Source organism: Streptosporangium sp. NPDC006007, from assembly GCF_040614315.1.
Classification (GTDB): domain Bacteria; phylum Actinomycetota; class Actinomycetes; order Streptosporangiales; family Streptosporangiaceae; genus Streptosporangium.
In genome coordinates this window covers 123,118-148,980 of record NZ_JBEXUG010000014.1, presented here as the reverse complement: position 1 = coordinate 148,980, position 25,863 = coordinate 123,118, and the positions used below count along the sequence as shown (strand labels likewise).

The following is a 25,863-nucleotide window of genomic DNA, read 5'->3' as shown; positions in this document are numbered from 1 at the left end:
AGCGGGTCAGGGCACGCTCGGGCCCTGGCGGCCCTCCCGCCCCCGATTCCCCCGTCGCCTAAAGGCGACGGCCCCCTCGGTGGGCATTGATGGATTCCTCTGGCGAGGATGTCCTGGATCGTCCCACGAACATTTCCCCGTCGGCGCCACCCGGGGAACCACGTGGCAGGCTGGCGGGACTGGACGGAATCCGCGGCGTGGCCGCCCTTTTCGTCATGCTCCACCACTGCTGGCTGCTCTCCTTTCCCGGCTATCCGGCCGCCACCGGTCCCGGCTGGCTCCACTGGCTGCTCTACGGGCACTTCGCGGTGGTCGTGTTCATCGTGCTGTCGGGCTTCTCACTGGCGGTGTCCCCCGCCAGGTCGCGGTGGCGGCTGGGCGGCGTGCGGCGCTTCGCCCGGCGCCGCGCCTGGCGCATCCTCCCCCCCTACTGGGCGGCCCTGGCGTTCAGCCTGGTGGTCGCCTGGACCCTGGTCGGCCAGCCGGGTGAGGCGCCGCCCACGGTCAAGTCGGTGGCCGTCTACGGCCTGCTGCTCCAGGACCTCTTCGGCGCGCCCAGCCCCAACGGGGCCTTCTGGTCCATCGCCGTCGAGGCACAGCTCTACCTCGCCTTCCCGCTGCTGCTGCTGATCCTGCGCAGGGCGGGCGCGCCCGTGATGCTCGGGGCGGTCACCGTGGTCGTGGCGGCGATCGGCCTGCTCGCCCCCGGCGTGCCCCTGGTGCACCTGCTGATCCGGCTGACCCCCCAGTTCGCCGTCCTGTTCGCGCTGGGCGTGGTCGCCGCCGGCGTGCTCGGCGCCGGGGAGCGGGTACGGCGGCTGCCCTGGCACTGGGCCGCAGCGCTCGCCGCCGTCCCGGTGTTCGCGGTGATCGCCGTACAGGGCTCCGTCTGGACGGTGGGGAACTACTTCTGGATCGACATCGCGCTCGGCCCCTCGGTGGCCCTGCTGCTGGCGGCGGTGGCGACCGGCCGGCCGGCGCCCCTGGTGCGGCTGCTCGACCTGAGGCCGATCCGGAGCCTGGGCTCCTTCTCCTACACGCTCTACCTGGTGCACGCCCCGATCGTGGTGGCGATACACCAGCTGGTCGTCGCCCCGCGGGTGACCGCCGGGCTGCCGGCGTTCCTGGCCGTCCTCGCGCTGGCCGTACCGGTGGCCCTGCTCACCGCGCGGCTGTTCGCGGCGGTCTTCGAGCTCCCGTTCCAGCGGTACCGGAGCTGGCCCGAACTCCGCGGTGCCGCACGGGCCAGGCTGTCTCGGAGGCGCGCGGCGGCGCGCCCCGCGCCGTAGCCCGCGGCCCCGCGCCACCGGGCGCGGGCTCGGGCGGCCTCGCCGGAATCCCTGTTTTAGAGGCGCGGCCCCGCGCCACGGAGTGCGGGGCCGGCGGAGTGCGGGGGCCGGAGGGCGTCAGCCCAGCCGCGCCAGTGCCTCGGCCTCGTACTCGCCCGCCAGCTCCTCGGGCATGGGGTCGAGGTCGGCGCAGCGCACGAAGTCGCGCAGGGTGGTCCCGGTGCACGCCGCGTCCACGTTCACCGCTCCCCGGCGTGCCCGGACGTCGTCGAGGTTCACCGTGCGGAAGTCGATGCTGAAGCGGGTCCTGCCCGAGGTGTTGGGGACCGTCGAGTGCAGTTGCGCGCCGGAGAACAGCATCACCCCGCCGGGCTCGGGCACGACCCGGACCTGCGGGTCGAGCTCGACCGGCTCCTCGGGCCTGGGCTGCTCCCTGGTGTCGCCGCGCAGGTGCTGGGCCGCGGTGAGCCTGCTGGTCCGGTTCCACTCGGCGTAGTCGTAACGCGCGCTGCCGTTGCGCACCGGCCGGTCGAAGTATCCGGGGTGGAAGGCCATCACGTTCTCCGGGACCACCGCGTAGATCGGGATCCACCAGTTGATCTGGTTGAACGGCGCGGAGTACCAGCAGTCGCGGTGCGGGTGGAAGGCGTAGGAGATGCCGGAGGTGAGATAGTCGCCTGAGGTGGAGGTGCGCAGCCGGGGGACGTCGAAGTAGGTCCGGTCGAGCCGGCAGCCGAGCTCCTCCAGTACCGCGGGCAGCAGCTTCTTGCACTCCGGGTGGTGGATGAACCGGGGCTTGAGGTCGGCCAGCAGCGCCGCGAACTCCTCGACCGGCATGTCGAACTGGGCGGTCTCCGGGTCGCGGTCGCCGAACGCCTCGGCGACCAGCTCGCGGGCGAAGTCGACGAGGTCCCTGGAGGCCGGCGTCGCGGAGTAGACGAACACCTTCCCCTCGTAGAGCAGACCGCGCCGGGTGTCGTCGTCCACCACGCTGTTGGAGAAAACGGTGGTCATCCTGAGGGCTCTTCCTGTGTGCGGCATACGAGACTGACACGTACTGGGTAATTCATGATCAGCTGCCGGCCGGAGAGCCCTTGGAGGGGCGCCGCGGCAGGAGCATCCCGGTGGCCAGCCGTACGAGCTTGCGACCGCGCCGTGACGCGGTCCGCCGCTGACGGCGGGCGTACATCCGGTGCGCGGCGGCGCGCGCGCGACGCCGCTGGTCCTCGGTGAGACCGAGGTCGGCGTCGCGCAGCCAGCGCAGGATCTCCAGATACTGCAGGGTCGAGGAGAAGTGCGCCTGCCAGGAGGGCACGCCGAGGCGGTGGCCCACCGTGGTGATGTGCTCGTGCTTCCAGTGGCGGTGGGCGAGCACCTCGGGCACGTGGGCCCACGGCCCGGCCAGCGCGAGCTTGGTCGCGAACACCTCGTCCTCCCGGAGCATGTTGCGCCGGGGGATGCTCATCACCGGGGCACGGCGCATGAGACCGTACAGCGGGTCGATCATCAGGTGGTTCTCATTGAGCACCCGGAGCATCTCGGCGAACCGGTCGACGGGGTCGCCGGAGAGCAGGGCGGTGCTCTGGTAGACGCTGGTCTGGACCGTCCCGTCGGGGTTGGTGTAGGACATCTGGGTGGTGACCAGGATGAGCCGCTCGTCCTCGGCGAACGCCTGGAGCGAACGGGAGACGTAGCCGGGCTCCAGACGGTCGTCGTCGCCGATCCAGCGGAAGAACGTCCCCCGCGCGAGATCACCGGCGTACCTGAAGTTGTTGAGCAGCCCGATGTTCTCCGGATGCCGCCGGTAGACGATCCGGCCGTCGGAGCGCGCCAGCTCCCTGCAGATCTCCTCGGTGCCGTCCGTGGAGGCGTTGTCGCAGATCACCAGCTCGATGTCGCCGTGGTCCTGGGCCAGCACCGACCTGACCACACCCTCCAGCCTCGCGGCGCCGTTGCGCACGGGAAGTCCGATCGACACCAGCGTGTCGGAGTCAAGCATCCGATCTCCTTGTCGGGTCAGCGTGAACGTGCGGGAATCAACTCGGTCACCCGGCCGCCCAGCTGTCTGAGTACGGCCTGCGGCACCACGACCAGGACGTAGACGAGCAGTCCCGTGCCGCCCGCGACGGCCAGCTGGACGAACGGGGCTCCGTGGGTGAGCTGGGCCAGTCCCGCGGTGACGGCCGCGGAGAGCGCGCCGCCGAGCAGCGGACGCGCCACCGCCGCGGCGATCGGGGCCAGGACCACGCCCGCCCTGTGCAGTGCCAGCGCCGCCAGCGGCAGCGCGATCAGGAGGCCGATCGTCGCGTGCGCGATCGCGGCGCCGCGGATGCCTCCGAGGCGGGCGCCGGCCATCAGCGCGGGCACCAGCGCCACCGCCCAGCCGAGGTTCAGCCACATGGTGGACCTGGTGGCGCCCATCGCGGCCAGGATGTCGAACGCCAGGGCGGTCAGCATCCGCACGACCATGACGATCGCCAGGAAGGTCAGCACCTCGGCGGAGGGCCGCCAGCGCTCGCCGTACAGGAACACCACCACCGCCGGTGCGAGCGTCCCCAGCAGGACGGCGATGGGCAGGACCACGGAGACCAGCAGCGGCACCGCCTGCTGCACCCCCCGCGACAGCGAGTCCCGGTCCGCCTCGGCCAGCCGGGAGAAACCGGGCAGCGCGACGTAGCGCACGGCGGTGCCGACGAGGCCGGGCAGCCAGCTGGAGATGTTGAAGGCCAGCAGGTAGTAGCCGAGCATGGTGAGGCCGAGGGCGTCGCCGACGATGACGGCGTCGGCGTTGAGCAGCACCCCCTCGATGCCCAGGCTGGCGCAGAGCGGCAGCCCGAAGACGAGCAGTTTTTTGGCGGTGGCCCGGTCGAGGCCGAAGCCGACCTTGACCCTGGCGAAGACGACCACCAGCACACCGGTGACCACGGCGCCGCAGAGCTGGCCGCAGGCGAAGCTGTAGGCCCCGGCGCCGTTGGCCGCGAGGGTGATGGAGACCGGGGCGGTCACCAGGAAGCCCACCATGTTGGCCTTGGTGAGCTTGTCCTGCTCGAACCTGCGCAGCAGCGCGGCGCTGCGGACCGCCGTCATCCCGTAGACGAGGTTGACGGCGGTGAGCACCCGGATCACCCCGGTGGCGCTCTCGCTGCCCGACATGGCCGCGAAGTACGGTGCGATGATCCAGAACACCCCGTACAGGGCGACGCTCGACGAGATGGCCACGACCGTCGCCGTGGGGGCCATGTCCTCCAGCCTGCCCCGCCACTGCACGGTGGCGGAGATGATGCCGGCGTCGTTGATGTAGATGACGAACTGGCTCGCCGACAGCGCGATGGCGTAGACACCGAAGTCCTCCGGCACCAGCAGCCGGGCGAGGACCAGGCTCATCGCGAACGAACCGGCCTTGAGCACCAGGTTGCCCAGCACGCTCCAGCGCAGCCCGCGACCGGCTTGACGGCCGATCTCCCCCGCCTGGGAGGCGGCCGTGCCCGATCGGCCGGACTCCGCGTCCACCGTCGCCGGTCCGGCGCCCTCTGTGTGTTCCATGTCTTACCCTTCACCGGCCAGGTGCCGGACCGTCGCCGCCATCGCCCGTCGCCATCGCCGCCACCGCCTCAGCGTCCCGGTTCGATCAGGCGGGTTCCTTGACCCGCTCAAGCCAGATCTCCCGCCAGAACGGCAGGAACTGCCGGGGGCAGCCGGCGCTGTACGCGCCCGCGCAGACGATGCCGTCCAGGATGATGCAGGAGCTCTTCATCCGGAGCATGCGCCCGGTCCTCTCGTCGATACAGCGGTCGACCCGCGAGAGCACCCGCGCCGTCTGCCCGCAGTAACGCGACATCTCCTCCTCGAACCCCATCCCGCGGTTGAGCAGGTCCTGGTTGAGCGTCTTGAGGATCTCCTCCTTGGACTTGATCCGGACGAGCTCTCCCGGCTGGAGGTCGAGCGTCACGCTCGGCGTCCTGCCGTCGAGCCGCCCCTGGACGAAGCCCCACTTCAGGCCGCCCTTGATCCGCAGCGGGCGCGGCAGCCGCCTGCTCCGCTCCTGAAAACGGTTGAACAGCCCGACCAGGAGCGCGCGGAGCGTGAAGGACACGCTCGCGTTGCCGGTCCGCACGTCCGTGACGTACTGCCGGACGTCCTTGAGCGGCAGGCAGGTGGGCGCGGCCCGCAGCAGCTCTGTCGCCTGGCAGGAGAAGCGCTCCTCCCCGTCGGAGCCGGGCTCCTTCCTGGCGGCCGTCTGGAGAACGGGCAGGAGGGGGCGGCCGGCGGCCAGGCCGTTGGACCGCGCGTTGGACCGCGCGTCGGAGTGGGTACCCGGCGGGGGGCCGGACGGCGGGGGGGAGCCGGGGTCCACCCGCTTGAGCCAGGCCTCCTTCCAGTACATCAGGCAGGCCGTCTGGCACCCGCCGTGCGCCTGCCCGTCACACCGCGCGCCGGTGAGGTGCACGGCGCGCTCCATCCTCCGCATGCCGCTGCGGCCGATGGTGTCGCAGAGCTTGTAAGCCACCTTGTGCACGGTGAGCCGCCGCCCGCAGAAGGCCAGCATCTCCGGCATGAAGGGCAGCTCCTCCAGCTCCCCCCTCTCGTCCAGCGTGGCCATGATCTCGGCCTCGCCGAGCACCTCCACCATCTCCCCCACCCGCAGGTTGAGCACCGCGGAACCGGTGACGGTCTGCGACCGTGTCATCTCCACTCCTTGACGAGTCCTGCACCACGCAGGGCCTGTGCCGCGTCCGCCACGGCGGCGAAGGGCAGGTGGGACCGTTCTGCGATGTCGAGGAGGCTGTGTTCCCCGTCGGAGAGGTTCAGCACCCACAACATCGCCATCTGCGTCTGCCTGGTGTCGCTGCGCCCGCCCAGCGAGCCGTACAGACCTCTCCTGCCGAGCTGCGGCTCGCCGTACGGGCTGAGGTTGAGGTAGTGGCGGTTGCGCTCCAGCACCCGGGTGACCTCCCAGCAGGTCTCCAGGGTGTCCGCCATCGCCTCCGGCGAGACGAAGTCCGGGTCGTCGGCGGAGGTGTGATACTCCGGGTAGCCGGCGTACGGCGTCCTGGTGAGGGAGCCGACCGGCAGGTTGAAGCCGGGCGAGCAGAACTGCCGCTCGTCGTAGCCGTACGGGGAGAAGTCGACGATCTCGTGGTCGCGCCCCGAGGTCCGCAGGACGTACCGGACCACCCTGTCGATCTCGGCGTTCCCCTGCCTGCTGCGCTTGTAGGTCAGCACGCCGCTGTCGCCGGCGCAGGCCAGGACGAGGCCGTGCTTGACCTGTTCGACGCGCTCCCGGTTACGCGCCAGCCAGGTGATCGCGCCGATGGTGCCCGGCGTGAACAGGAAGCGGTAGGTGTACCACGGGGCGGTCTCGGCCAGCCGGCGCGCGAGCCGGGTCGCCACCGCGATGCCCGCCAGGTTGTCGTTGGCCAGCGAGGGGTGGCAGACGTGGCAGGAGACGAGCACCTCGTCGGCGACCCGGCCCGGCACGACGTACTCGCCGTAGGTCAGGTGCCCGTCGGCCAGGGTCGAGTCGATCAGGACCTCGTAGGGGCCGTCGCCCAGGGTCGCCAGGGTGTTCTCCCGCAGGCAGAAGCCCCAGGTCTCCGCGTAGTAGCTGGTCCGGTACGGGATCAGGCCGGGCTGGCCGGGCAGCGTGTGCAGGTGCTCGCGCAGCTCGTCCAGGGTCATGGTGGCCGACACCGGGACGCTGTAGCCGACCACGTGGAGGTTGGACTCGGCGAAGTCGACCACCCGGGCGCCCGAGGCGTCCTTGATGTAGGCGTCGCGGATGTTCCACTCCCGGGGAACCGTCCAGTCGAGGACCTCCGTCCCCGTCGGCACCTCGCTGATCTCCAGCGGCACCGACTCCCCGACTATGTCCAGCGTGCGGCGGACCCCGTCGCCTGTGATGCTCCGGCAGATGGGGTAGAGCCGCTTGACCAGGGCGTGCATCTCACGCCCGTCGGCCTCAACCGTCACTGGTGACCGCCCCGGACGGTCGTAGCGAGTCGTCGACGGTGCCGGCCGCGCGCCGGGCGGCCAGCCGCGCGAGCCTGGTGAAGCGGTGCTGGAAGTCGTGCTCGGTCAGCCCCAGCCGCCCGTAGGTCTCCACCAGCTCGACCGCGCCCGCCTTGACGGTCCAGCGCGCCTGGTAGCCGGGGAGCGCGGCCCGGATGCGGGAGAAGTCCACCCGGTAGGAGCGCGGGTCGGCGCCGGCCTCACCGGTGATCACCAGTTCGGCGCCGGGCACCGCCTCGACGACCTCGGCCGCGATCTCCGCGACGGTCACGTTGTTCTGTTCGGTGCCGACGTTGAACGCCCTGGCGTGCACGGCGTCCCGGGGGGCGGCCAGCGTGTGGACGAAGGCCCCGGCGATGTCCTCGGCGTGGACCAGCGGACGCCACGGGGTGCCGTCCGACAGCACCCGCACCTCGCCCGAGAGCAGCGCGTGCCCCACCAGGTTGTTCAGCACGATGTCCGCGCGGAGCCGGGGCGAGAACCCGAACGCGGTGGCGTTGCGCAGGAACACCGGGGTGAAGTCGTCGTCGGCCAGGTCGGCCAGGTCGGCCTCGACCCGGACCTTGGACTCGGCGTAGGGGGTCACCGGGCGGAGCGGCGCGTCCTCCCCGACCAGGTCGTCGCCGCCCGAGGCGCCGTAGACCGAGCAGGTGGAGGCGTACAGGAAACGCCGCACACCCGCCTCGCGGGCCAGCCGGGCCAGCCGTACCGAGGCGTGGTGGTTGATGTCATAGGTCAGCTCGGGCGCCAGCGAGCCGAGCGGGTCGTTCGACAGTGCGGCCAGGTGCACCACGGCGTCCACGCCGGCCAGTTCGGCGGCGGTGACGTCCCGCAGATCGACCGGGTGACCGGCCGGGTCGTCGGGCGCGGGCCCCAGGAGGCAGTCGGCGAACAGCCCGGAGTCCAGGCCGATCACCTCGTGGCCCGCTCCGGCGAGCGCCGGGGCCATCACACTTCCCAGGTACCCCTGGTGCCCGGTCAGCAGCACGCGCATCCGGTTCATCCTCCAGTCAGATCGAGAGTCAGCTTGTTCGTGTGGAACGCCTCCGCGTAGCGCGAGTGGCACTCGATACCGCGGATGCGGGCCAGTCCGAGGAACGCCTCGCGGTCGTACCAGGGACGTCGCCGTTGTGAGGGGTAGTGCCGCTGGAGCAGGGCCACCTTCGCCTCGGCCACCTCGGGCGCGAGCGGCTGGTAGGCCGACGGCCGTCCGAGGTCGCCGTCCCACTTGACGATCTCGTAGCCGAGCACCTGGTGGTCGCGGAAGGCCGTGGGCACCAGCTTCGCCAGGCCCCGGTGGTCCTGGTGGGCGTCCGCGGGGTGCGGGGCGAACAGCAGATCGGGCTCGGTCCGCGCGCGCAGCTCCTCCACGGCGGTCTTGGCCTCCTCCCAGTGGGAGGGCAGCCGCCCGTCGGGCAGCTTCAGCACGGTGAGCCGCAGGTCGGCGCCGGGGCAGAAGGCCGTCAGCGCCGCGTGCTCCTCGTCCTCCCGCTCGGTGCCGCCGCCGGAGAGCACCAGCGCGTCCACCCGGACCCCGGGGCGCCCGCCGCAGGCGGTGAGCAGGGTGCCGCCCGCGCCGATGGCGATGTCGTCGCAGTGCGCGGCGAGCAGCGCGATCCGGCGCACCTCCCCCGGCCTGAACCCGATCACGCCCGCCCCGCCGGTTCGCGCTCCCAGAGCGCCCACGGCCGGTCGCCGCGCGAGTACGCCTCGTCCAGGGCGATCCGCTCCCGGACGGTGTCGGTCGGCCGCCAGTACCCCCGGTGCGGGTAGGCGAGCATCCTGCCGCGCTTGGCGAGCTCGGCGCAGCCGTCCGCGACGAGGTCGCCGCCCGGCGGGATGTGGTCGAAGACCTCCTGGCGGAGCACGAAGTACCCGCCGTTGACCCAGAGCGGCATCTGGCTGACCGGCGTGATCCCGCCGACCATGCCGTGCTCGCCGAGCTCGATGCAGTGGAAGGTGTCCGACGGCGGGACGACCATCATGGAGGCGCCGGCGCCGGACGCGGCGAAACGGTCGACGATCTCCGGCAGCGGCGCGTCGGTGAGCACGTCGGCGTAGTTCGCCAGGAACATCTCGTCACCGTCGAGGTGCTCGCGGACCCGGCGGAGCCGCTCGCCGATCGGCGACTCGATCCCGGTCTGCACGAACGAGATCGACCAGTCGGAGATGTCGGTGGAGAGCAGCTCGACCTCACCGCCGCGCAGCACGAAGTCGTTGGAGGTGGCCTCCTGGTAGTTGAGGAAGAAGTCCTTGATGTGGTGCGCGCCGTACCCGAGGCAGAGGACGAACTCGGTGTGCCCGAAGTGGGCGTAGTACCGCATCACATGCCAGATCAGCGGCCGGGGCCCCACGAGCTGCATGGGCTTGGGCACGTCGCCCGGGGTGCCGCTGCGCATCCGCGTTCCGTATCCACCGCAGAAGAGAACGACCTTCACGGGTTCACCTCGACGATCTCCAGGCTGGGAATCGGGAAGACCAGCCGGCCTCCCCAGTCGTGGACGAAGGACAGCTGGCCGGTGAGCTCCTCACGGAGGTTCCAGGGCAGGACCAGCACGTAGTCGGGCCGGTCCTCGGCGATCCGCTCGGGCGGCAGGATCGGGATCCGGGTGCCGGGGGTGAACCTGCCGTGCTTGTAGGGGTTGCGGTCCACCGTGTACCGGAGCAGGTCGGCGCGGATCCCGCAGTGGTTGAGCAGCGTGTTGCCCTTGCCGGGCGCGCCGTAGCCGACCACGGTCCTCCCCTGTTCGGCGGCCTCGACGAGGAATCTCAGCAGGTCTCGCCGTACCCGGGCCACCCGCGCGGCGAACTCGGCGTATCCCGACAGCTCGTGCAGGCCCGCCGCCTTCTCGGCGGCGAGCACCTCGGCCACCCGCTCGCCGGGCTCGCCCGCCGCCTCCTCGGGCCGCGCCCACAGGCGGATCGAGCCTCCGTGTGTGGGCAGCGGCTCGACGTCCACCAGGGACAGGCCGCCGGAGGCCAGGGCGCGCTGCGCGGAGGCGACCGTGTAGTACTGGAAGTGCTCGTGGTAGATCGTGTCGTACTGGTTGTGCTCCATCAGCGTCAGCAGGTGCTGGACCTCGACGGAGACCCAGCCGTCGTCGGCCACGAGCGCCCGCAGCCCCCTGGTGAACCCGGCGACGTCGGGGATGTGGGCGTAGACGTTGTTGGCCACCACCAGGTCGGCGGGCCCGTGCTCCGCGCGCACCCCGGCGCCCGTCTCGGGGCCGAGGAACGCGGTGACGGTCGGCACGCCCCGCTCCCTGGCCGCCTGGCCGACGTTCCTGGACGGCTCGACGCCGAGGCACCGGATGCCCAGGTCGACCACGTGCCCGAGCAGGTAGCCGTCGTTGCTGGCCACCTCGACCACGAACGAGCCGTCGTCCAGCCCCAGCCGGTCGACCGCGCCGTGCACGAACCGCCTCGCGTGCTCCACCCACGACGTCGAGTAGGACGAGAAGTAGGCGTACTCGGTGAAGGTGTCCTCCGGGGTGATCAGCGGCGGGATCTGCGCCAGCCCGCAGCCGGTGCACACCCTCAGGTGCAGCGGGTAGGTGACCTCGGGCTCGTCGAGCTGTTCGGCGGTGAGAAACCGTTCACAGGGGGGTGTCGCCCCAAGGTCGACGACGCTGGCGAGGCTCGTCGAACCACACAGCCGGCAGATTGTCATCACTACGCTCCCTCGCCGCGCGCCGCGGCTCCGCCGGTATCCATCAAGATCATTTCATCGCCTTCGAACCCTAGGATTTCGCCTGATCTTTCGGGGGTGTTACAACCGCCCGCTGTGGCATGCTTCGCCCCATGGAACCCCTCAGCATCGACGGAACCTGGTGCCACACCCCGCGTGTCCACACCGATCCACGCGGCGCGTTCCTGGAGAGCTACCGCGCGGCCGACCTGCGGGAGTCCACCGGGCGTCCGATGGACCTCGCCCAGGTCAACTGCTCGGTCTCCCGGCGTGGCGTCCTGCGGGGCATCCACTTCGCGGACGTGCCCCCCGGCCAGGCCAAGTACGTCACGTGCGTCTCCGGGGCCGTCCTCGACGTGGTGGTGGACATCCGCGCCGGCTCGCCCACGTTCGGCCGCTGGGAGGCCGTGCGCCTGGACGACGAGACCCGCCGCGGCCTCTACGTCGCCGAGGGGATCGGCCACGCCTTCATGGCGCTGAGCGAGTCGGCGACGATCGTCTACCTGTGCTCGCGGCCCTACGCCCCCGGACGCGAACACGAGGTCCACCCGCTGGACCCGGCCATCGGGATCGACTGGCCCGCCGGCCTGGAGCCGATCCTGTCGGACAAGGACGCCGCCGCCCCCACCCTCCAGGAGGCCCTGGCCGCGGGCCTGCTGCCCGACCACGGCGCGTGCCTCGCCCACTACGAGAGCCTCGCCCGGCGCGACCGCGGCGATCTCACCCCGTCCGGTCACCACCCGGCCACGCCGGAACGCGCCCCCTCCACGCCTAGTCGCTGACGAGCACATCGGATTCCCGTAACGCCTCTCGCCAGTCGCGCAACGCCGGCAGCCCCGCCCGGTTCCAGCGGTCGTGCCCCAGCACGCTGTAGGCCGGGCGCGGCGCGGGCCGCCGAAAGTCCTTGGAGGAGACCGGGGTGATCCGGTCCGGGTCGGCGCCGACCAGGCTGAAGATCTCCCTGGCGAAGTCGTACCAGCTCGTCTGGCCGGAGGCGGTGGCGTGGTAGACACCCGCCGGAGGCGCGGACCGCCCCAGCGCGACGATCCAGCCGGCCAGGTCACCCGCCCAGGTGGGCTGGCCGACCTGGTCCTCGACGACCTCCAGGACCGGCCTGGTCCTCTCGGCCGCGGCGATCGCGCGGACGAAGCTCCTGCCGGTCGCGCCGTACAGCCAGGCGGTCCGCACCACGTAGCCGGTGCGGGGCAGCACCTCCAGCACGGCGCGCTCGCCGGCGAGCTTGGTCCGCCCGTAGGCGTTGACCGGCGAGGTCGGCGCGTCCTCACGGTAGGGGTCCAGGGCGGTCCCGTCGAAGACGTAGTCGGTGGAGGGCTGGATCATCCGCGCGCCGGCCCGCTCACACGCCTCGGCCAGCGTCCGCGTCCCGTGCCCGTTGACGGCGAGCGCCTCGTCCTCGCGCGCCTCGGCGTCGTCCACCGCCGTCCACGCCGCGCAGTTCACCACGATCTCCGGCCGGTGCTCCGCCACCCGTTCGCGTACGGCGGGCCCGTCGCACAGGTCGAGGTCGTCCCTGCGGAGCGCGACGACCGGCTCCCCGGCCGCCGCCAGGTGGGCCAGCAACTCGGTCGCGAGCATGCCCGATGAGCCGGTGACCAGCCACCGGCTCATCGGACCTCCCCGCCCTGGGTGCCGGCGGGCGCGCGCCCGGCGGCGAGCCGGGTGGCGGAGCACCGGCCGGCGACGTGGCCTCCGGCTCTGGGCAGCGGGTTGACGACGAAGGGAGGAATCATCTTCTCCGGACACTGGTAGGGACCGTGGCGGGTGCCGCCGCGGCGCGTGGTGGACACCGTCGGGCCGTGAACGGCCGCGCGTCTCCCCCGAATGGACCGGTCCAGGGGAGGTTCGGCGGCGTGCCGGGGATGGATGAGCCCGGCACAGCCGACAGCCAGGACCTTCATGAACTGATCTGCACCTTGCTGTGATCGCCCAGCACGAGACGGTGGGCTCTGGGGGTGTTGGGGGCCGGGGTGACCTCGACGTCATGGCCGATCAGCGACGCCTCGATGCGGGACACCCCGGAGATCGAGGCCCTGGGCAGCACGATCGAGTACTCGATCTCGCTGCCGCTGACCACGCAGTCGGCCGCGATCGAGGTGAAGGGACCGATGTAGCTGTCCACCACGCGGGCCCCGGCGCCGATGATCGCCGGACCGACGATGCGGGATCTGCGCACCACGCCGCCCGCCTCGACGACCACCCGGCCGATCAGCTCGCTGGCGTCGTCCACCCGGCCGTCGATCCGGCCGTCCAGGGACTCCAGGACGAGCCGGTTGACCTCAAGCATGTCGGTGACGTTCCCGGTGTCCTTCCAGTAGCCGGAGATGACGGTGGACTCGACCCAGTGCCCCTGCTCGATCAGCCACTGGAGCGCGTCGGTGATCTCCAGCTCGCCCCGCCACGACGGCTTGAGCTCGGCCACGGCCTCGTGGATCGCCGGGGTGAACAGGTAGACGCCGACGAGGGCGAGGTCGCTCTTGGGGTTGTCCGGCTTCTCCTCCAGCCCGATGACCCGCCCACCGGCGTCGAGCTCGGCGACGCCGAACTGCCGGGGGTCGCCGACCCGGGTGAGCATGATCTGGGCGGCCGGCCGGTCGCGGGCGAACCGGTCCACCAGGTCGCCGATGCCGCCGAGGATGAAGTTGTCACCGAGATACATGACGAAGTCGTCGTCGCCGAGGTAGTCGCGGGCGATCAGCACCGCGTGGGCGAGCCCGAGCGGGGCCCGCTGGCGCAGGTAGGTGACCCGCAGGCCGAGCGCGGAGCCGTCGCCCACGGCCGCCTCGATCTCGGCCTGCGTGTCGCCGACGACGATCCCTATCTCGCTGATCCCGGCGGCCGCGATGGCCTCCAGCCCGTAGAAGAGCACGGGCTTGTTGGCCACCGGGACGAGCTGTTTGGCGGAGGTGTGGGTGATCGGCCGTAGCCGGGTGCCCGATCCGCCCGCGAGCACGAGAGCTTTCACTGCTAGTAGGCCCCTTCTCCGCCGGTGACGGCGCTCCAGGTCTTCCAGAGGATCTGCAGGTCCAGAAAGAGCGACCAGTTTTCGACGTAGCGCAGGTCCAGGCGGACCGACTCCTCCCAGCTCAGGTCGGAGCGACCGCTGACCTGCCAGAGGCCGGTCATGCCCGGCTTGACGACCAGGCGGCGGCGCACGTCGGCGCCGTACTGCGCGACCTCGTCGGGCAGCGGCGGCCTCGGCCCGACGAGCGACATCTCCCCCCGGATCACGTTGATCAGCTGCGGTAGCTCGTCCAGGGAGTACCTGCGCAGGAAGGTCCCGACGCGGGTGATCCTCGGGTCCTTCTTCATCTTGAAGAGCACGCCGCTGAACTCGTTGTGCCGCCGCAGGTCGAGCTTGAGCCGTTCCGCGTCGTTGACCATGGTGCGGAACTTCAGGACCCTGAACTCCACACCGCCCCTGCCCACTCTGACCTGGCGGAACAGCGCCGGTCCCGGACTGGTCGCGCGGATCGCCGCGGTGATGACCAGCATGGGCACGGCCAGCAGCAGCAGTGCGAAGCCGGCGGCGACCCGGTCGAACAGGCTCTTGGCGAGCTGCTTGGCGCCGTCGAACTCGGGATGTTCGACGTGGAGCAGCGGCATCCCGGCCACCGGGCGGATACTGATGCGCGGGCCCGCCACGTCCATCAGGGCGGGCGCCACGAACAGGTCGGTGCGCGCGTCCTCCAGGCCCCAGGCGATCCTGCGCAGCGCGACGCCGTCGAGCTCGGGGCAGGCCAGGATGGCGACGGCGTCGGCGTCGACCTTGGCCACCACCGCGGCGACGTCGGTGAAGCCGCCGTAGACCGGGATCCCGTCGACGTCCATCGCCTCGGGCCCCGACGGCAGGCACACGGCGACCACGGTCATGCCGTGGTGGGGCTGTCTGCGTAGTTGCAGCACCAGGTCAAGCACCGATTCGCGGTGCCCGACGGCGACCACCTGCCGCATGTAGTCACCGAGGGAGCGCCGGCGGTGCAGCCGTTTACGCATCCGGTAGCGGAAAAAAATCGTGAGAACAAGGGCGAGGGGGAACATCGCCATCACGAAACTACGGGCAATCGTCGTCTGTGTGGCATAAGCCCCAATTGCGACAGCGGCCGTCAAACCGACCCCGCCATCGAAAACCGCCCGAAACTCCTCCGTCCCCTCACCGTGCGCACGCTTGCGATAGGCGCCTCCGATCGCCAGCGACAGCGGCCACGCCAGGGCGAGGCCGAACCCGAGCAGCGCCTCCGTCCTGGGAATGAACGCGCCGAACCAGAGCCGGACCCCGAGGACCGACTCACAGGCGACCACCGCGCAGGCCAGATCTCCAGCCAGCAGAATCCTTGCGTAGGAGCGGGTCCAGATGCTTGGAGCCGTCCTGACCGAACCGTTGAGGAGCGTAACAGCGGGCTCCTCTGTCCCCACTTTCATACCACCCCACCCAGATGCCCCAGCGTTAACAGCTACGGGACGCGCATCTCATTTCAAGGGTTGACAGTTTTCCCGAAATACACCAGGACCGTGGATACCCATGGAAATCCTAGTGATCACCTTTCAACAGGGGAATAGCGCCCCACTGTCCACTACTGGCCTAAGCGGGACAGAGCGAACATCTTGACGGAACGGTCCAAACATGTACGTTTGACCGAATAAATTCACCGACCAGTCGAGGGTCAGTCATATTCGAAATCCGGGAGAGACGCCGGAGGGTCGGGACTCCGCCAGACAACGACATAACCGTCACCGGCCGCGTCCACCGCCGCGCCAAGCCGATCGGCATCGAAGTCGGGCAAATAGCAGAGCCGAGTGAGGAAGGTCGCGTCGATCGCCGATTCGGGCACCACACACCTCTGACCGCCACGGTCGAGAAGAATGTAGAGAATGTCGGAGTCTCTACCGCCCACCACTCGCACCTCGACGACGTCCTCCCACGCGAGAGCGTCGACGCTGCCGTCCTCGTGGTGACGGGTCACGCCTTCCTCGGTCACGTACACATAGGAGTCCGGCGCTGAATTGCCGTACATGGCCGCGATTGTGACGACTGCACGGCACCCGAGGCAAGAGAGCCGGGCAACTCGGCAGACAACGGCCACCCCGGAGCCGGCGCCCCGGGGCTATCCGCGCTCCGGCGAACCCGCGCCCCCCGCCCCGCCCCGGCGCCGGGCCGCCCGAGGCCGCCGCTCACCCCAGCCGTGATCGAGGTGCGCGGCGACGGCTCGCCTGGCGTCCTCCACCGGGCCTCGGCCGATCGCCTCCAGCAGGTCCCGATGCTCGGCGACCAGCACCTCCCGGTCGGGGTAGACGGCCCGCAACCGCACCAGGCCGAGCCTGGTCTCGGCGGCCAGCACGGCGTAGAGCCGCTTCCGGCAGCGCGGTGCCCGGCGCCATCTCACCGGAGAGCACCCGCCGGCGCAGGGCGTCCGCGAGGGCGCCGACGGCCGAGACGGGACGGATCGGGACGGTCACGCCGACGCCTCCAGCGCCGGCGCCCGACGCTCCGGAAGGGCCACCGCGACCAGGCTCACCCCGAGCAGCACCAGCCCACCGGCCGATACCGGCGTGAGCCGCTCGCCGAGCACCACCACGCCGAGCAGGGCGGCGACCGCGGGTTCGGCGAGGGCGAGGGTGGCGGCGATCGCCACGGGGGTGGCGCGCAGGCCCCTGCCGTACAGGAGGTAGGCCAGCGCGGTGGTGGCGCAGCCGAGGTAGAGGGCGGTGAGCAGGCCGCGCGGCTCGGTGAGCCAGGCGGTGCCCGTCCAGAGCAGGACCGGGAACATGACGACGGCGGCCCCGCCGAACATCGCGCCCATCACCGCGTTGGACGGGGCCCCGGCGCCGATCACCCGGGCGGCCGTCACCGCGTAGAACGCGTAGAGCAGGCCGCCGAGCAGCGCGAGCAGCACACCGTCCACCCGCGCCTCGCCTCCGCCACCGGTCAGTACGGCACAGCCCGCGATCGCCACCGCGGTCGCCCCGGCCCAGCGCCGGGTGGGAGGGTGACCGTCGAGCAGCCAGGAGAGCAGGCCGGTGAAGACGGGACCGCTGCCGATGGCGACCACGGTGCCGACGGCCACACCGGTCAGGCCGACCGCCGCGAAGAAGCAGAGCTGATACGCGGCCACGGCGACCGCGGCGGAGACGAGCAGGCCCCTGCGGGGCAGCAGCCGCAGAGCCGGCCCCGCGACGGCCCCGAGCACCAGCCCTCCGACCACCAGGCGGGCCGAGGCCAGGGAGACCGGGTCGACCCCGGCGGCCAGCAGCCCCGCGGTGCCCGCGGTACCCCAGAGCACGGCGGCCCCCACGACGGCGAGCTTCATCCCCATACTGTCTGACAACCGGACAATATTTGTCCAATCCTTTCGGGTCGCCACACCTACCTCACCGTTTCTCCCGATTCGCAGCCAGGTAGCTTGGCCAGGTGATACATCGGGGAATTGTCGCGCTCGCCTCCGCCGTGCTACTGCTGGCCGGATGCGCGCCCGCCGAGACGGCGGTGCGGGCTCACACCTCGCCCACGGAGAACGCCGGGCCGAGCGCCACCCACCGCGTCTCACCCACCGCGCCCGTCTCGCCCACCGCGCCCGGCGGTACGCCTCGCCCCCGCGCGGGGACAACCCGCGCGCTGCCCGTCAAGGCACTGTCCGAGCTGCCCGCCGAGGCCGCCGTCACCTGGCGGCTCGTCGTGAACGGCGGCCCCTTCCCCTACTCGCGCGACGGCGTGGTCTTCCAGAACCGGGAGGGCCGCCTGCCGTCGCGGGACCGGGGGTACTACCGGGAGTACACGGTGCCCACCCCCGGCAGCCGCGACCGGGGAGCGCGGCGGCTGATCAGCGGCGACGGAACCCGGGAGATCTACTACACCGGCGACCACTACCGCTCCTTCGTCGTCGTCGACGTGCGGAGGTAGTCGGCGGTGCACAGGGGAACGTTCGAAGAGGACCCGCGGATCACCGAGGCCGCGCACGTCGGCGCCCGAACACACCGAATCGACGGTTCACAGATCACCACCTCCGCCGAGGCCATGGCCGCCATCGCCGTGGCCCTGTGGTTCCCCGACTACTTCGGGCACAACCTCGACGCGCTCTACGACTGCCTGACCGATCTGACGTGGCTGCCCGAGGGAGAGCACCTGCTGATCTGGTCGCGGTCGGCGGTGCTGCGGGATGCCGACCCCGCCGCCTACGAGGCGATCCGGAACGTACTCGCCGACGCCGTCGCCGACGACACCCCGAAAGCCGCCTTCCTGTCCGTCCTGCTGCTGAGCGACTGAACCGCCGTCCCACTCCCGGCCGGGCGGGAAATCAGGGCCGCAGATCGGCCGGATCAGTCGGTGGCCAGGCGGGCGTGCCGTTCGACGTCGTACCGGACACCGTCGTGGCTCAGCTTGGCCCGCTCGATTCCCTCGGCCACGAACCCCGCCCTGGTCGCCACCGCGCAGGAGGCGAGATTGCTGAGCCGGTGCCCCAGCTCCAGCCGGAACAGCCCCCGCTCACGGAACGCCCACTCCGCCAGTTTCACGGCCGCGGCCACCGCCACCCCACGGCCCCGGGCGTACGGAACGATCCAGTATGACACCCAGCCGGTGTCGTGCGCGTCGATGTCGCTCACCGCGACGTTCCCCACCACCCGGCCGCCCACCACCACCGCGAACGCCCGCGCGTCGTCGCGGAAACCCCACAGCCCCATCCACTCCAGCGCCGCCTGAGCCGTGTCGATCGGCCGGGACGCCTGCCCCGCCACGTCCGGTGACCTGAACGCGTCGATCACGACCCCGACGTCACTGGGCCGCCAACCACGCAGCTCCACGTCAATCATGCTTCGCAAGGGTATTTCCCGACGGAACTCCCCGGAAGCCCCAAACCATCGCCCAAGAGACACCCCGACGACCCCGGCCCCCGCGGGGGCGGGGGCGGCGCGACCACCCCCGCCGTGGACGCGGCGCCTCCCGATCCGGCGTCCCCGGCGGCGGGGAGGCACGCGGCGGGCCGTACCCCGCTCACCGTCGCCGGGCGGGGCACGAGCGTCCGTCCCCGCAGCCGGTCACCAGTGACTGTGCAGCCGTTTCCCAGCGCGGTCTGCGAGAAAGGAGCGGCCGGGCCACTCGCACCCGGCCGCGCCCCGGCCCTCACCACGACCTCGTGAACAGATTCACCGGCAGATTCACCGACAGGAGAAGATCCATGAGTACCGTCTCCCCGGAAACGGACCGCTTCGGCATGGCGGTGGAGGCCCTGCGCCGCCAGGTGTCCGGCCCCGTTCTGTCACCGGGACAGCACGGCTTCGAGGAGGAGGCCGCGGCCTTCAACCTCGCCGTCCGGCACCACCCCGCCGTCGTCGTGGCCGCCACCGGCGCCGAGGACGTCGCCGCCGCGATCCGCTTCGCGACGACCCACTCCCTGCCCGTCGCCGTCCAGGCGACCGGCCACGGGGCGGTTCAGCCCGCCGACGGGGCGGTGCTGATCAGCACGTCGAGGATGCGTGACATCCACGTGGACCCGTCCACCCGTGGCGCGCGGATCGGCGCGGGCTGCACCTGGGGCGAGGTCATCGCCGCGACGGCACCGCACGGCCTGGCGCCCCTGAGCGGCTCGGCATCCGGTGTGGGCGCGGTGGGCTACACCCTGGGCGGCGGCATCGGCCCGATCTCGCGCGCCTTCGGCTTCGCCGCCGACCATGTGCGGGAGATCACCGTGGTGACCGCGGACGGGCTGGTCCGGGTGGCCGACACCCGGCGGGAACCCGACCTGTTCTGGGCGCTGCGCGGCGGCAAGGGAAGCTTCGGCGTGGTCACCTCCATGGTGGTCGACCTGTTCCCGGTGACCTCGCTGTACGGGGGTGGCCTCTACTACGGCGCCGAGGACGCGGCCGCCGTCCTGCACGCCTACCGGCGCTGGACCGGCACGTTGCCGGAGGCCACCGGCACCTCGGTGGCGATGCTGCGCCTGCCGCCGCTGCCGGAGCTGCCGCCGCAGCTGCGGGGACGCTTCGTGGTTCACCTGCGCTTCACCCACCTGGGCGGGGCACAGGAGGCGGAGGGCCTGCTCGCCCCGATGCGCGCCGCCGCCGAGCCGATCCTCGACACGGTCGCGCGGTTGCCGTTCACCGCGCTCGACACCGTGCACAACGACCCGGTGACGCCGATGCCGGCCTGGGATCGCGGCACCCTGCTGCGCGAGCTCACCGCCGAGACCGTGGAGGCGATCCTGGCGGTCGCCGGTCCGGCCGCCGACGTCCCCCTCTCCGTCGTGGAACTGCGCCAGTTGGGCGGGGCGCTGGGCCGTGCGCCGGAGCGGCCGAACGCCGTCGGCGGGCGCGACGCGGCCTTCTCCGTACTGGTCATCGGCGCTCCCGTACCGGAGTTGCTGGAGACCGTGATCCCGGCGACCGGCCAGGCCGTTCTCGACGCCCTGGCCCCCTGGTCGACCGGAGGGTCACTGCTCAACTTCCAGGGATCCGCGCTGGCTCCGGCCCAGCTCGCCCGCGCGTGGCCGGAGCCGGTGCTGCGCCGGCTCGTCGAGCTCAAGGACCGCTACGACCCGGCACGCGTGTTCCGCCTCGGCCACGTCGTGCCGAGGCTCTGAACGGTTCCCTGCCGGGGCTCTGAGCGGCCCTTATCTGAGCGATTCCCCGCGAAACGGCATTGGCAAACCGTTCAATACCAGGTGGGCATGGTATCGGCATTGGTCCCTACCGGCAGGGCGGCGGGCAGGTCACGATTGACAGTTATGAAGGATTCGAAGTCGCAAGACGCGATCTTAACCGTGGTGCTGCTGATCGGCGTCTACGAGGGCGTGATGCCCTTCGTGGCCAAGCTGTTCGGCTGGCACCCGGTTCTCGCGCTCCCCCTGCTGCTCCCCGATCCGACATGGTGGATCGTCTCGTCGTCCGTCATCGTCGTCGCGCTCACCCTGCTCATGGGGATGGACGCCGACAGGAAGCGCCACCAGCCGGAGGCGTGACACCCCCACCCACAAGAGCACACCCCTAACGCGGCGCCCTCCGGATCGATCTCACCGGGGGCGCGGTGGACAGCGCCGCACCCGTCTACACGGCGTTTCGGTATATGTCCCGGAGCCATCCAGCATGGTAGGAACAGACCCCGGAGAGCCCGCCCGACATACTCACCATTCCGTCGCGGCACTCGACCAGGTAGCCCGTCCCGTTGTCGAAGTTGTCGATACAGGCGAAGACCTCGCACACCCCGGTCTTGTCGGACGGATACACCCTGTTCTCCGTGACGCAGTAGGTGAATCCGTAGGGGTTGGCGCGCGCACCGCAGAGGGTGTCGGTCACCGGCGACCCGGTGACGGTCACGGTGGGGGTGGGGGTGGGGGTGGGGGTGGGCATAACGGTGACCGTCGCGGTGGCTGTCACCGTCGCGGTGGCCATCACCGTCCGAGTCACGGTGAGGGTCACGGTCGGGGTCGCCCGCGGGGTCAGGGTGACGATGGCGGCCGGTGTGGGCTTGGGGGTCGGCGCCGTCACCGAGGTGGAGGGAGCACCGTCCTTCTTGTAGGTGCCGGTGCCGAGATACCTGCCCTGCCACGCCGTCCGGGCCGCCTTCACCAGCAGGGTCGTGGTAACCGTCCGGCACGTCCCCTTCTCGCAGACGCGCTGCGTGACGGCGAACCGCCGGGTAACGCCGTACCCGCTGGTCACCCGCACCTTGAGGTAGGACTTTCCGTCGATTCTCACCACGGAGGTGCTGACCGCCTGCTTATTCACCCCCACACCGGAACTCGCGCCGACACTCACCGTGGAGCTCACGGCGGAAGCCGAGAGGGCGCTTCGGGGGGTGATGGCGACCAGACTGCCCACCACGAGAATCAGGGTAGCGAAGGCCGCCGCAGTCAACGCAAAAACCCTCATACCACTACAAATAGTCCGCATGCCAAAATTCCCGTAGATGGATAATTTTCAGCATTTATATCACGTTAAACAGCCAACTCCCCGTGAACCAACCGGCCCCGGCCAGGTCACCGCCATCCGCGCGGCACATCGCCACCCGGGCAGGCCCACACCACAGCGCGGCCATTCCACCCCCGCCGTTCGCCTCAACCCGTGTACGGCGCAGCCTCTCCCGTAGAAAACGCCGAGTACACGACTTTTATCCGCCATCTGGGGAAATACGATGACCTCAGCCCAGCCGGATGGACCCGGATTCATCGCGGATCGTCCGGTCGTCACGGGCGGTGGTCCCAGGTGACGCGGTCCTCGCGCAGGTCGCCGGCGAGACTCCGGACGTAGTCGATCTCGGCGCCGATCACGGCCCGCTGGTACTCGGTTTCCACGAGGAAGACCCGGGGCAGGAACCTCCCCGCCTCGGCCAGTTCGGTGTCCATCGCGGACAGTCGCGCCCGCAGGGAGGTCAGGCGCTCCTCAAGCGCGGCGCGCGCCTCCTCGGGGGGCAGCACGGGCAGGAAGGCGAGCGCGGCGGGGAACTCGGGGAACTCGCGGGCTCGCGTGGAGAGCATCTCCAGCATCCACCGCCGCAGCGTCGCGCGGCCCGTGTCGGTGAGTCCGTAGACGGTCCTTTCCGGGCGGTTCTCCTCGCGCGAGGTCTCGCGGACCGCGATGAGCCCGTCGCGGAGCAGCCTGTCGATGGTCTGGTAGACGCTGTTGCGCTGCGCGACGTTGACCACGTCGTCCTTGTGCCGCTCCTTGATCAACTGCTGCATCCGGTACGCGTGCATGGGCGCCTCGGAGACCAGGGAGAGCAGCGCCATGGCCAGCGGGGATCGCCTCGGGGACATGCCGCACATCGTACTGCCCGCCAAACCATAGTCATATTATGTATAGTCATTACATGACTAAAAAGCTCTGGTCATCGGTGGAGGAATCGCCGGCCCGGTGACCGCCATGGCCCTGCGGCGTGCCGGCGTGGACGCCGAGGTCTTCGAGGCCTACGACCACGGTTCCGAGGGGGTGGGCGCCTTCCTGACACTCGCGGCCAACGGGCTTGAGGCCCTGCGCCCCCTCGGCCTGCACGATCTCGTCCGCGACCTGGGCATGGACTCGCCCCGGATGGAGATGAGCAACGGACAGGGCAGGGTGCTGGCCTCCTTCCGGCAGCCCGGCCGCACGCTGAGGCGCGCCGACCTCTACCGGGCGCTGCGCGACGAGGCCGTACGGCGCGGCGTGCCGATCCGGTACGGCAGGCGCCTCACCGACGCCTCGATCACCGGCGACGGGGTGCGGGCGACCTTCGCCGACGGGAGCACGGCCGAGGGCGACCTGCTGATCGGCGCCGACGGGCTGCGCTCGCGCACCCGCACGCTCATCGACGCCGGCGCACCGCGCGCCCGGCACGTCGGGCTGCTGAACACGGGGGGCTTCGCGGACGGCGTGAAGGTGCCCGGCCGGCCGGACACCTCCTACTTCGTCTTCGGCAAGAAGTGCTTCTTCGGGTATCTGATCCATCCGGACGGGCAGGTGTGGTGGTTCGCCAACCCGCCGAGCCCCAGGGAGCCGAGCCCGGAGGAGCTCGCGGCGATCACGCCCGAGCAGTGGCGTGCCAGGCTGGTGAAGCTGTTCGAGGACGACAACGGGCCGATGCTCGACATCATCGGCGCGACCGGCCACATCCTGGCGGGCTGGAACACCTATGACTTCCCGACCGTCCCGAAGTGGTTCAACGAGCGCATGGTGATCCTGGGCGACGCCGCGCACGCCACCTCGCCCTCGTCAGGGCAGGGCGCGTCCATGGCGATCGAGGACGCGGTGGTGCTGGCCAAATGCCTGCGCGACGTCCCCCACACGCGCGACGCGTTCGCCGCCTTCGAGCGGCTGCGGCGCGGCCGGGTGGAGCGGATCGTCGCACAGGGCAGACGCAACGGGAGCGGCAAGGCCCCGGGAGCGACCGGCGCCCTCGTCCGCGACCTCGTGCTCCCGATGATCATGCGGCGGATGACCAGGAAGAACTCCCTGGCCTGGATGCACGACCACCGGATCTCCTGGGACGAACCGATATCAGCTCGGCGGGCGGCGGGGTGGTGGGCTTGCTCGTGACCTTGAGAGTGATCGTGTATCACATTGGGAATGAGGTGCAGTCCGTCCTCAAGGTGAAACCGTTCCCCCGGCTGCCGGGCGATGACGGCGTAGCCGTCGACCGTGAGGTCCGGCCGCGCGGTCAGGATCCGCCCGATGGCGTCGAGGTCGCGGTTGGCCCAGGTGATCCCGGCTCGCCGGAACGGCTGGTAGGCCGCGACGCGGGTCTCGTCCACCGCGGTCGGGGTGATCCACGCCCATCGCTCCGCGCGACGAGATCACGCAGGACGCGGAGGTTGCGCCCGGTCTCGGGGAGACTGACCAGGTTGGCCCGTCTGCCGGCCCGAGGCGCTGGGCGTCGTTGCCGCCAAGCATGCAGAGCACCCAGTCCGGGCGATGGAATGACAGTCCGGGCAGCAGGGTCAGAGCCTGGGTGCTCGTGTGCCCGGAGACCGCCATGTTCACCAGGGTGATGCCGTCGGCGGGGCGCCGAAGGGCGATGACGTGGCGCAGGATCTCGAACCATGACAGCAGGTCGTCGGTGGTGCTCTCACCGAGGGCCACGACGCGCTGACCGGGCTTGAAGGGGAGCCGGTCCACTTTCTCCGCGAATCCGGGATCGTCGAGCAGTTCGGCCGCGGCGCCACATGCCTGCTCGTCGTATCCCCGGCGCGACCGCCGGTAGGAGTCCAGGTCCAGCCCGAACAGGGCGGCGATGCGATCGTCGTCGAGCCCTCCGAGGTATCCCAGGACCTTCTCGGGGTGCTGGAACCGGATAAGTCGCTCGGTCATCGCGGTGTTCACGCGGTCCCCTCCTCCGCCGTCGACGATCCGGCCCGGCTCAGGCGCGTTCCGGCCTTGTTGGACCGGGTGCGGGGCAGGAGGAAGCCGGCGGCGACGAGCCAGGCCAGGGCGGTGAACCGGGCTATGGGCAGCAGAATGGCCGCGTCGGAGACCAGCAGGGTGAGGATGGACAGTTCGGCGACCGCGGCGACGGCCAGACCGGCGAGCGCCGGCGGGCGTGGCAGCAGGCCGGCCAGCAGCCCCGGTACGGCGATGCCCGCCACGAGCAGCCCCAGGAAGACGACGTGCCCGGTGCCGCCGGTGGCGAAGGCGAGGTCTTGCAGGGCCCGGACCACGGCGGGCTCGGCGAGCACCTCAGGGCGCGACAGCACCCAGCTCAACAGCGCGGACAGGGCCGACATGGCCGCGGCCAGCACACCGCCGACCAGGGCGATGGTCGCGCCGGGCGCCCGGATGCCGAGACTGCGCAGGCGGGCCGAGGCGGTGGCCGCGTAGATCGACATCGGAACCGAGGCGGCGAACTGCAGAAAAGCGCCCGTCTGTACGGCGTTTCGATGGTCGTGGAAATACGCCAGGATCTCGGCCGGAGCGCCGAACGGCGACGGGAAGGTGCCGCCACCCGCCATGACCGTGCTGGCGACGATCCCGCCGAGGAACAGCGCCGTGAACACCACGGCGAGGATCCCCAGCGGCGGCCCGGCCTGAGCCTGTCGCGGAGTGTGCTCGACGGTGGTCACACGATCACCCGCCCACCGGCCAGGCCAAGCGTGACCTCGGCGCCCCGGGGCGACGCGTTCGAGGCGAGGGACGGCACGGCCCGGCCGGCATCACCGCGCCCGCCTCCGTCGCCGGTCGCCGCCCGGCGACGGCCGCTCACCGCGCCCCCTGCCCCGGCCTTGTTCACCGCCAGGCCGCGGCCGTTCACCGCGTTCCCGTTCGTCGTCCGGGCATGGCGGGTCGCCTCGCCGATTCCGCGTGAGCCGCCGGTCACCGGCGTGACCTCGCCGGCCGGGCCGGATGGGGGCGGTGGGCCACCACCGATATCTCCGAACACGTCCTACTCCATTCTCTTATGTG

At 71.1% G+C, this 25,863-nt stretch carries 29 protein-coding genes; 7 read left to right on the top strand and 22 right to left on the bottom strand.

The window, feature by feature from the left end; genetic code table 11:
- The first annotated feature begins 197 nt into the window (after window positions 1-197).
- The gene (locus tag ABZ194_RS14300) at window positions 198-1,289 is read left to right on the top strand and encodes an acyltransferase (RefSeq protein WP_355596033.1); all 1,092 of its coding nucleotides are present in this window, start codon (window positions 198-200) and stop codon (window positions 1,287-1,289) included.
- Window positions 1,290-1,406: 117 nt separating this feature from the next.
- Here the strand turns inward: ABZ194_RS14300 and ABZ194_RS14295 are convergent, their stop codons facing one another.
- The 9 genes from ABZ194_RS14295 to ABZ194_RS14255 all read right to left on the bottom strand — a co-directional run bounded on the left by ABZ194_RS14295 (window position 1,407) and on the right by ABZ194_RS14255 (window position 10,968).
- On the bottom strand, window positions 1,407-2,303 hold the full coding sequence (locus ABZ194_RS14295; RefSeq protein WP_355596031.1) for a hypothetical protein: 897 nt from the start codon (window positions 2,301-2,303) through the stop codon (window positions 1,407-1,409).
- Between the two features lie 58 nt (window positions 2,304-2,361).
- Window positions 2,362-3,288 (bottom strand): glycosyltransferase family 2 protein, encoded by a 927-nt coding sequence (locus ABZ194_RS14290; protein ID WP_355596029.1) that lies wholly within the window; start codon window positions 3,286-3,288, stop codon window positions 2,362-2,364.
- Window positions 3,289-3,305: 17 nt separating this feature from the next.
- Window positions 3,306-4,832, bottom strand: a complete 1,527-nt coding sequence (locus tag ABZ194_RS14285) for an oligosaccharide flippase family protein (RefSeq protein ID WP_355596027.1) — start codon at window positions 4,830-4,832, stop codon at window positions 3,306-3,308.
- Between the two features lie 85 nt (window positions 4,833-4,917).
- Window positions 4,918-5,976: a hypothetical protein gene (locus ABZ194_RS14280; protein WP_355596025.1), complete on the bottom strand. Its 1,059-nt coding sequence runs from the start codon at window positions 5,974-5,976 to the stop codon at window positions 4,918-4,920.
- Window positions 5,973-7,259, bottom strand: coding sequence for a DUF4910 domain-containing protein (locus ABZ194_RS14275; RefSeq protein ID WP_355596023.1), 1,287 nt, complete (start codon window positions 7,257-7,259; stop codon window positions 5,973-5,975). The genes ABZ194_RS14280 and ABZ194_RS14275 overlap by 4 nt, the downstream gene beginning before the upstream one ends.
- On the bottom strand, window positions 7,249-8,292 hold the full coding sequence (locus tag ABZ194_RS14270; protein WP_355596021.1) for an SDR family oxidoreductase: 1,044 nt from the start codon (window positions 8,290-8,292) through the stop codon (window positions 7,249-7,251). The genes ABZ194_RS14275 and ABZ194_RS14270 overlap by 11 nt, the downstream gene beginning before the upstream one ends.
- A gap of 5 nt (window positions 8,293-8,297) precedes the next feature.
- Window positions 8,298-8,948 carry a PIG-L deacetylase family protein gene (locus tag ABZ194_RS14265; protein ID WP_355596019.1) on the bottom strand — a complete coding sequence of 217 codons (651 nt, stop codon included), beginning with the start codon at window positions 8,946-8,948 and terminating at the stop codon, window positions 8,298-8,300.
- The gene (locus ABZ194_RS14260; RefSeq protein ID WP_355596017.1) at window positions 8,945-9,736 is read right to left on the bottom strand and encodes a sugar phosphate nucleotidyltransferase; all 792 of its coding nucleotides are present in this window, start codon (window positions 9,734-9,736) and stop codon (window positions 8,945-8,947) included. Before ABZ194_RS14260 ends, ABZ194_RS14265 begins: the two co-directional genes overlap by 4 nt.
- Window positions 9,733-10,968, bottom strand: a complete 1,236-nt coding sequence (locus ABZ194_RS14255) for a class I SAM-dependent methyltransferase (RefSeq protein WP_355596015.1) — start codon at window positions 10,966-10,968, stop codon at window positions 9,733-9,735. The genes ABZ194_RS14260 and ABZ194_RS14255 overlap by 4 nt, the downstream gene beginning before the upstream one ends.
- Before the next feature lie 131 nt (window positions 10,969-11,099).
- Between ABZ194_RS14255 and rfbC the strand changes: the two genes are divergently transcribed.
- The gene (gene rfbC, locus ABZ194_RS14250; RefSeq protein WP_355596013.1) at window positions 11,100-11,768 is read left to right on the top strand and encodes a dTDP-4-dehydrorhamnose 3,5-epimerase; all 669 of its coding nucleotides are present in this window, start codon (window positions 11,100-11,102) and stop codon (window positions 11,766-11,768) included.
- Here rfbC and rfbD read toward each other — a convergent pair.
- The 7 genes from rfbD to ABZ194_RS14215 all read right to left on the bottom strand — a co-directional run bounded on the left by rfbD (window position 11,758) and on the right by ABZ194_RS14215 (window position 17,312).
- Window positions 11,758-12,615 (bottom strand): dTDP-4-dehydrorhamnose reductase, encoded by an 858-nt coding sequence (gene rfbD, locus ABZ194_RS14245; RefSeq protein WP_355596011.1) that lies wholly within the window; start codon window positions 12,613-12,615, stop codon window positions 11,758-11,760. The two genes, rfbC and rfbD, sit on opposite strands and share 11 nt — an antisense overlap.
- Window positions 12,612-12,905, bottom strand: a complete 294-nt coding sequence (locus ABZ194_RS14240) for a hypothetical protein (protein WP_355596009.1) — start codon at window positions 12,903-12,905, stop codon at window positions 12,612-12,614. The genes rfbD and ABZ194_RS14240 overlap by 4 nt, the downstream gene beginning before the upstream one ends.
- Complete coding sequence (locus tag ABZ194_RS14235; protein WP_355596007.1) at window positions 12,902-13,969, bottom strand: glucose-1-phosphate thymidylyltransferase; 1,068 nt, start codon at window positions 13,967-13,969, stop codon at window positions 12,902-12,904. Before ABZ194_RS14235 ends, ABZ194_RS14240 begins: the two co-directional genes overlap by 4 nt.
- Window positions 13,970-13,971: 2 nt before the next feature.
- Window positions 13,972-15,426: a sugar transferase gene (locus ABZ194_RS14230; RefSeq protein WP_355596005.1), complete on the bottom strand. Its 1,455-nt coding sequence runs from the start codon at window positions 15,424-15,426 to the stop codon at window positions 13,972-13,974.
- 242 nt (window positions 15,427-15,668) lie between these two features.
- A complete protein-coding gene (locus tag ABZ194_RS14225; protein WP_355596003.1) occupies window positions 15,669-15,983 on the bottom strand; it encodes a hypothetical protein in 315 nt (104 codons plus the stop codon).
- A 126-nt stretch (window positions 15,984-16,109) separates the two neighbouring features.
- Complete coding sequence (locus ABZ194_RS14220; protein ID WP_355596001.1) at window positions 16,110-16,388, bottom strand: FCD domain-containing protein; 279 nt, start codon at window positions 16,386-16,388, stop codon at window positions 16,110-16,112.
- 69 nt (window positions 16,389-16,457) lie between these two features.
- On the bottom strand, window positions 16,458-17,312 hold the full coding sequence (locus ABZ194_RS14215) for an EamA family transporter (protein ID WP_355595999.1): 855 nt from the start codon (window positions 17,310-17,312) through the stop codon (window positions 16,458-16,460).
- A 101-nt stretch (window positions 17,313-17,413) separates the two neighbouring features.
- Here ABZ194_RS14215 and ABZ194_RS14210 point away from each other — a divergent pair, with 101 nt between their 5' ends.
- On the top strand, window positions 17,414-17,902 hold the full coding sequence (locus tag ABZ194_RS14210; RefSeq protein WP_355595997.1) for a ribonuclease domain-containing protein: 489 nt from the start codon (window positions 17,414-17,416) through the stop codon (window positions 17,900-17,902).
- A gap of 6 nt (window positions 17,903-17,908) precedes the next feature.
- The gene (locus ABZ194_RS14205) at window positions 17,909-18,265 is read left to right on the top strand and encodes a barstar family protein (protein WP_355595995.1); all 357 of its coding nucleotides are present in this window, start codon (window positions 17,909-17,911) and stop codon (window positions 18,263-18,265) included.
- Window positions 18,266-18,318: 53 nt separating this feature from the next.
- Here the strand turns inward: ABZ194_RS14205 and ABZ194_RS14200 are convergent, their stop codons facing one another.
- Window positions 18,319-18,810 carry a GNAT family protein gene (locus tag ABZ194_RS14200; RefSeq protein ID WP_355595993.1) on the bottom strand — a complete coding sequence of 164 codons (492 nt, stop codon included), beginning with the start codon at window positions 18,808-18,810 and terminating at the stop codon, window positions 18,319-18,321.
- A 365-nt stretch (window positions 18,811-19,175) separates the two neighbouring features.
- On the opposite strand from ABZ194_RS14200, the gene ABZ194_RS14195 reads away from it, so the two are divergent.
- Together ABZ194_RS14195 and ABZ194_RS14190 are read left to right on the top strand one after the other, a co-directional pair.
- Window positions 19,176-20,576, top strand: a complete 1,401-nt coding sequence (locus ABZ194_RS14195) for an FAD-binding oxidoreductase (RefSeq protein WP_355595991.1) — start codon at window positions 19,176-19,178, stop codon at window positions 20,574-20,576.
- Between the two features lie 144 nt (window positions 20,577-20,720).
- Window positions 20,721-20,954 carry a hypothetical protein gene (locus tag ABZ194_RS14190; RefSeq protein WP_355595989.1) on the top strand — a complete coding sequence of 78 codons (234 nt, stop codon included), beginning with the start codon at window positions 20,721-20,723 and terminating at the stop codon, window positions 20,952-20,954.
- Between the two features lie 85 nt (window positions 20,955-21,039).
- On the opposite strand, the gene ABZ194_RS14185 is transcribed toward ABZ194_RS14190, so the two are convergent.
- Together ABZ194_RS14185 and ABZ194_RS14180 are read right to left on the bottom strand one after the other, a co-directional pair.
- Window positions 21,040-21,816, bottom strand: coding sequence for a hypothetical protein (locus tag ABZ194_RS14185; RefSeq protein ID WP_355595987.1), 777 nt, complete (start codon window positions 21,814-21,816; stop codon window positions 21,040-21,042).
- 362 nt (window positions 21,817-22,178) lie between these two features.
- Window positions 22,179-22,748 carry a PadR family transcriptional regulator gene (locus ABZ194_RS14180; protein ID WP_355595985.1) on the bottom strand — a complete coding sequence of 190 codons (570 nt, stop codon included), beginning with the start codon at window positions 22,746-22,748 and terminating at the stop codon, window positions 22,179-22,181.
- A 67-nt stretch (window positions 22,749-22,815) separates the two neighbouring features.
- On the opposite strand from ABZ194_RS14180, the gene ABZ194_RS14175 reads away from it, so the two are divergent.
- The gene (locus ABZ194_RS14175; protein WP_355596048.1) at window positions 22,816-24,003 is read left to right on the top strand and encodes an FAD-dependent monooxygenase; all 1,188 of its coding nucleotides are present in this window, start codon (window positions 22,816-22,818) and stop codon (window positions 24,001-24,003) included.
- Between the two features lie 48 nt (window positions 24,004-24,051).
- Here ABZ194_RS14175 and ABZ194_RS14170 read toward each other — a convergent pair whose 3' ends face one another.
- The 3 genes from ABZ194_RS14170 to ABZ194_RS14160 are packed head-to-tail and all read right to left on the bottom strand — an operon-like array spanning window position 24,052 to window position 25,840.
- Window positions 24,052-24,786: a hypothetical protein gene (locus ABZ194_RS14170; RefSeq protein ID WP_355595983.1), complete on the bottom strand. Its 735-nt coding sequence runs from the start codon at window positions 24,784-24,786 to the stop codon at window positions 24,052-24,054.
- On the bottom strand, window positions 24,783-25,523 hold the full coding sequence (locus tag ABZ194_RS14165; RefSeq protein WP_355595982.1) for a hypothetical protein: 741 nt from the start codon (window positions 25,521-25,523) through the stop codon (window positions 24,783-24,785). The genes ABZ194_RS14170 and ABZ194_RS14165 overlap by 4 nt, the downstream gene beginning before the upstream one ends.
- Window positions 25,520-25,840, bottom strand: coding sequence for a hypothetical protein (locus tag ABZ194_RS14160; RefSeq protein ID WP_355595981.1), 321 nt, complete (start codon window positions 25,838-25,840; stop codon window positions 25,520-25,522). The genes ABZ194_RS14165 and ABZ194_RS14160 overlap by 4 nt, the downstream gene beginning before the upstream one ends.
- Between the last annotated feature and the right edge of the window lie 23 nt (window positions 25,841-25,863).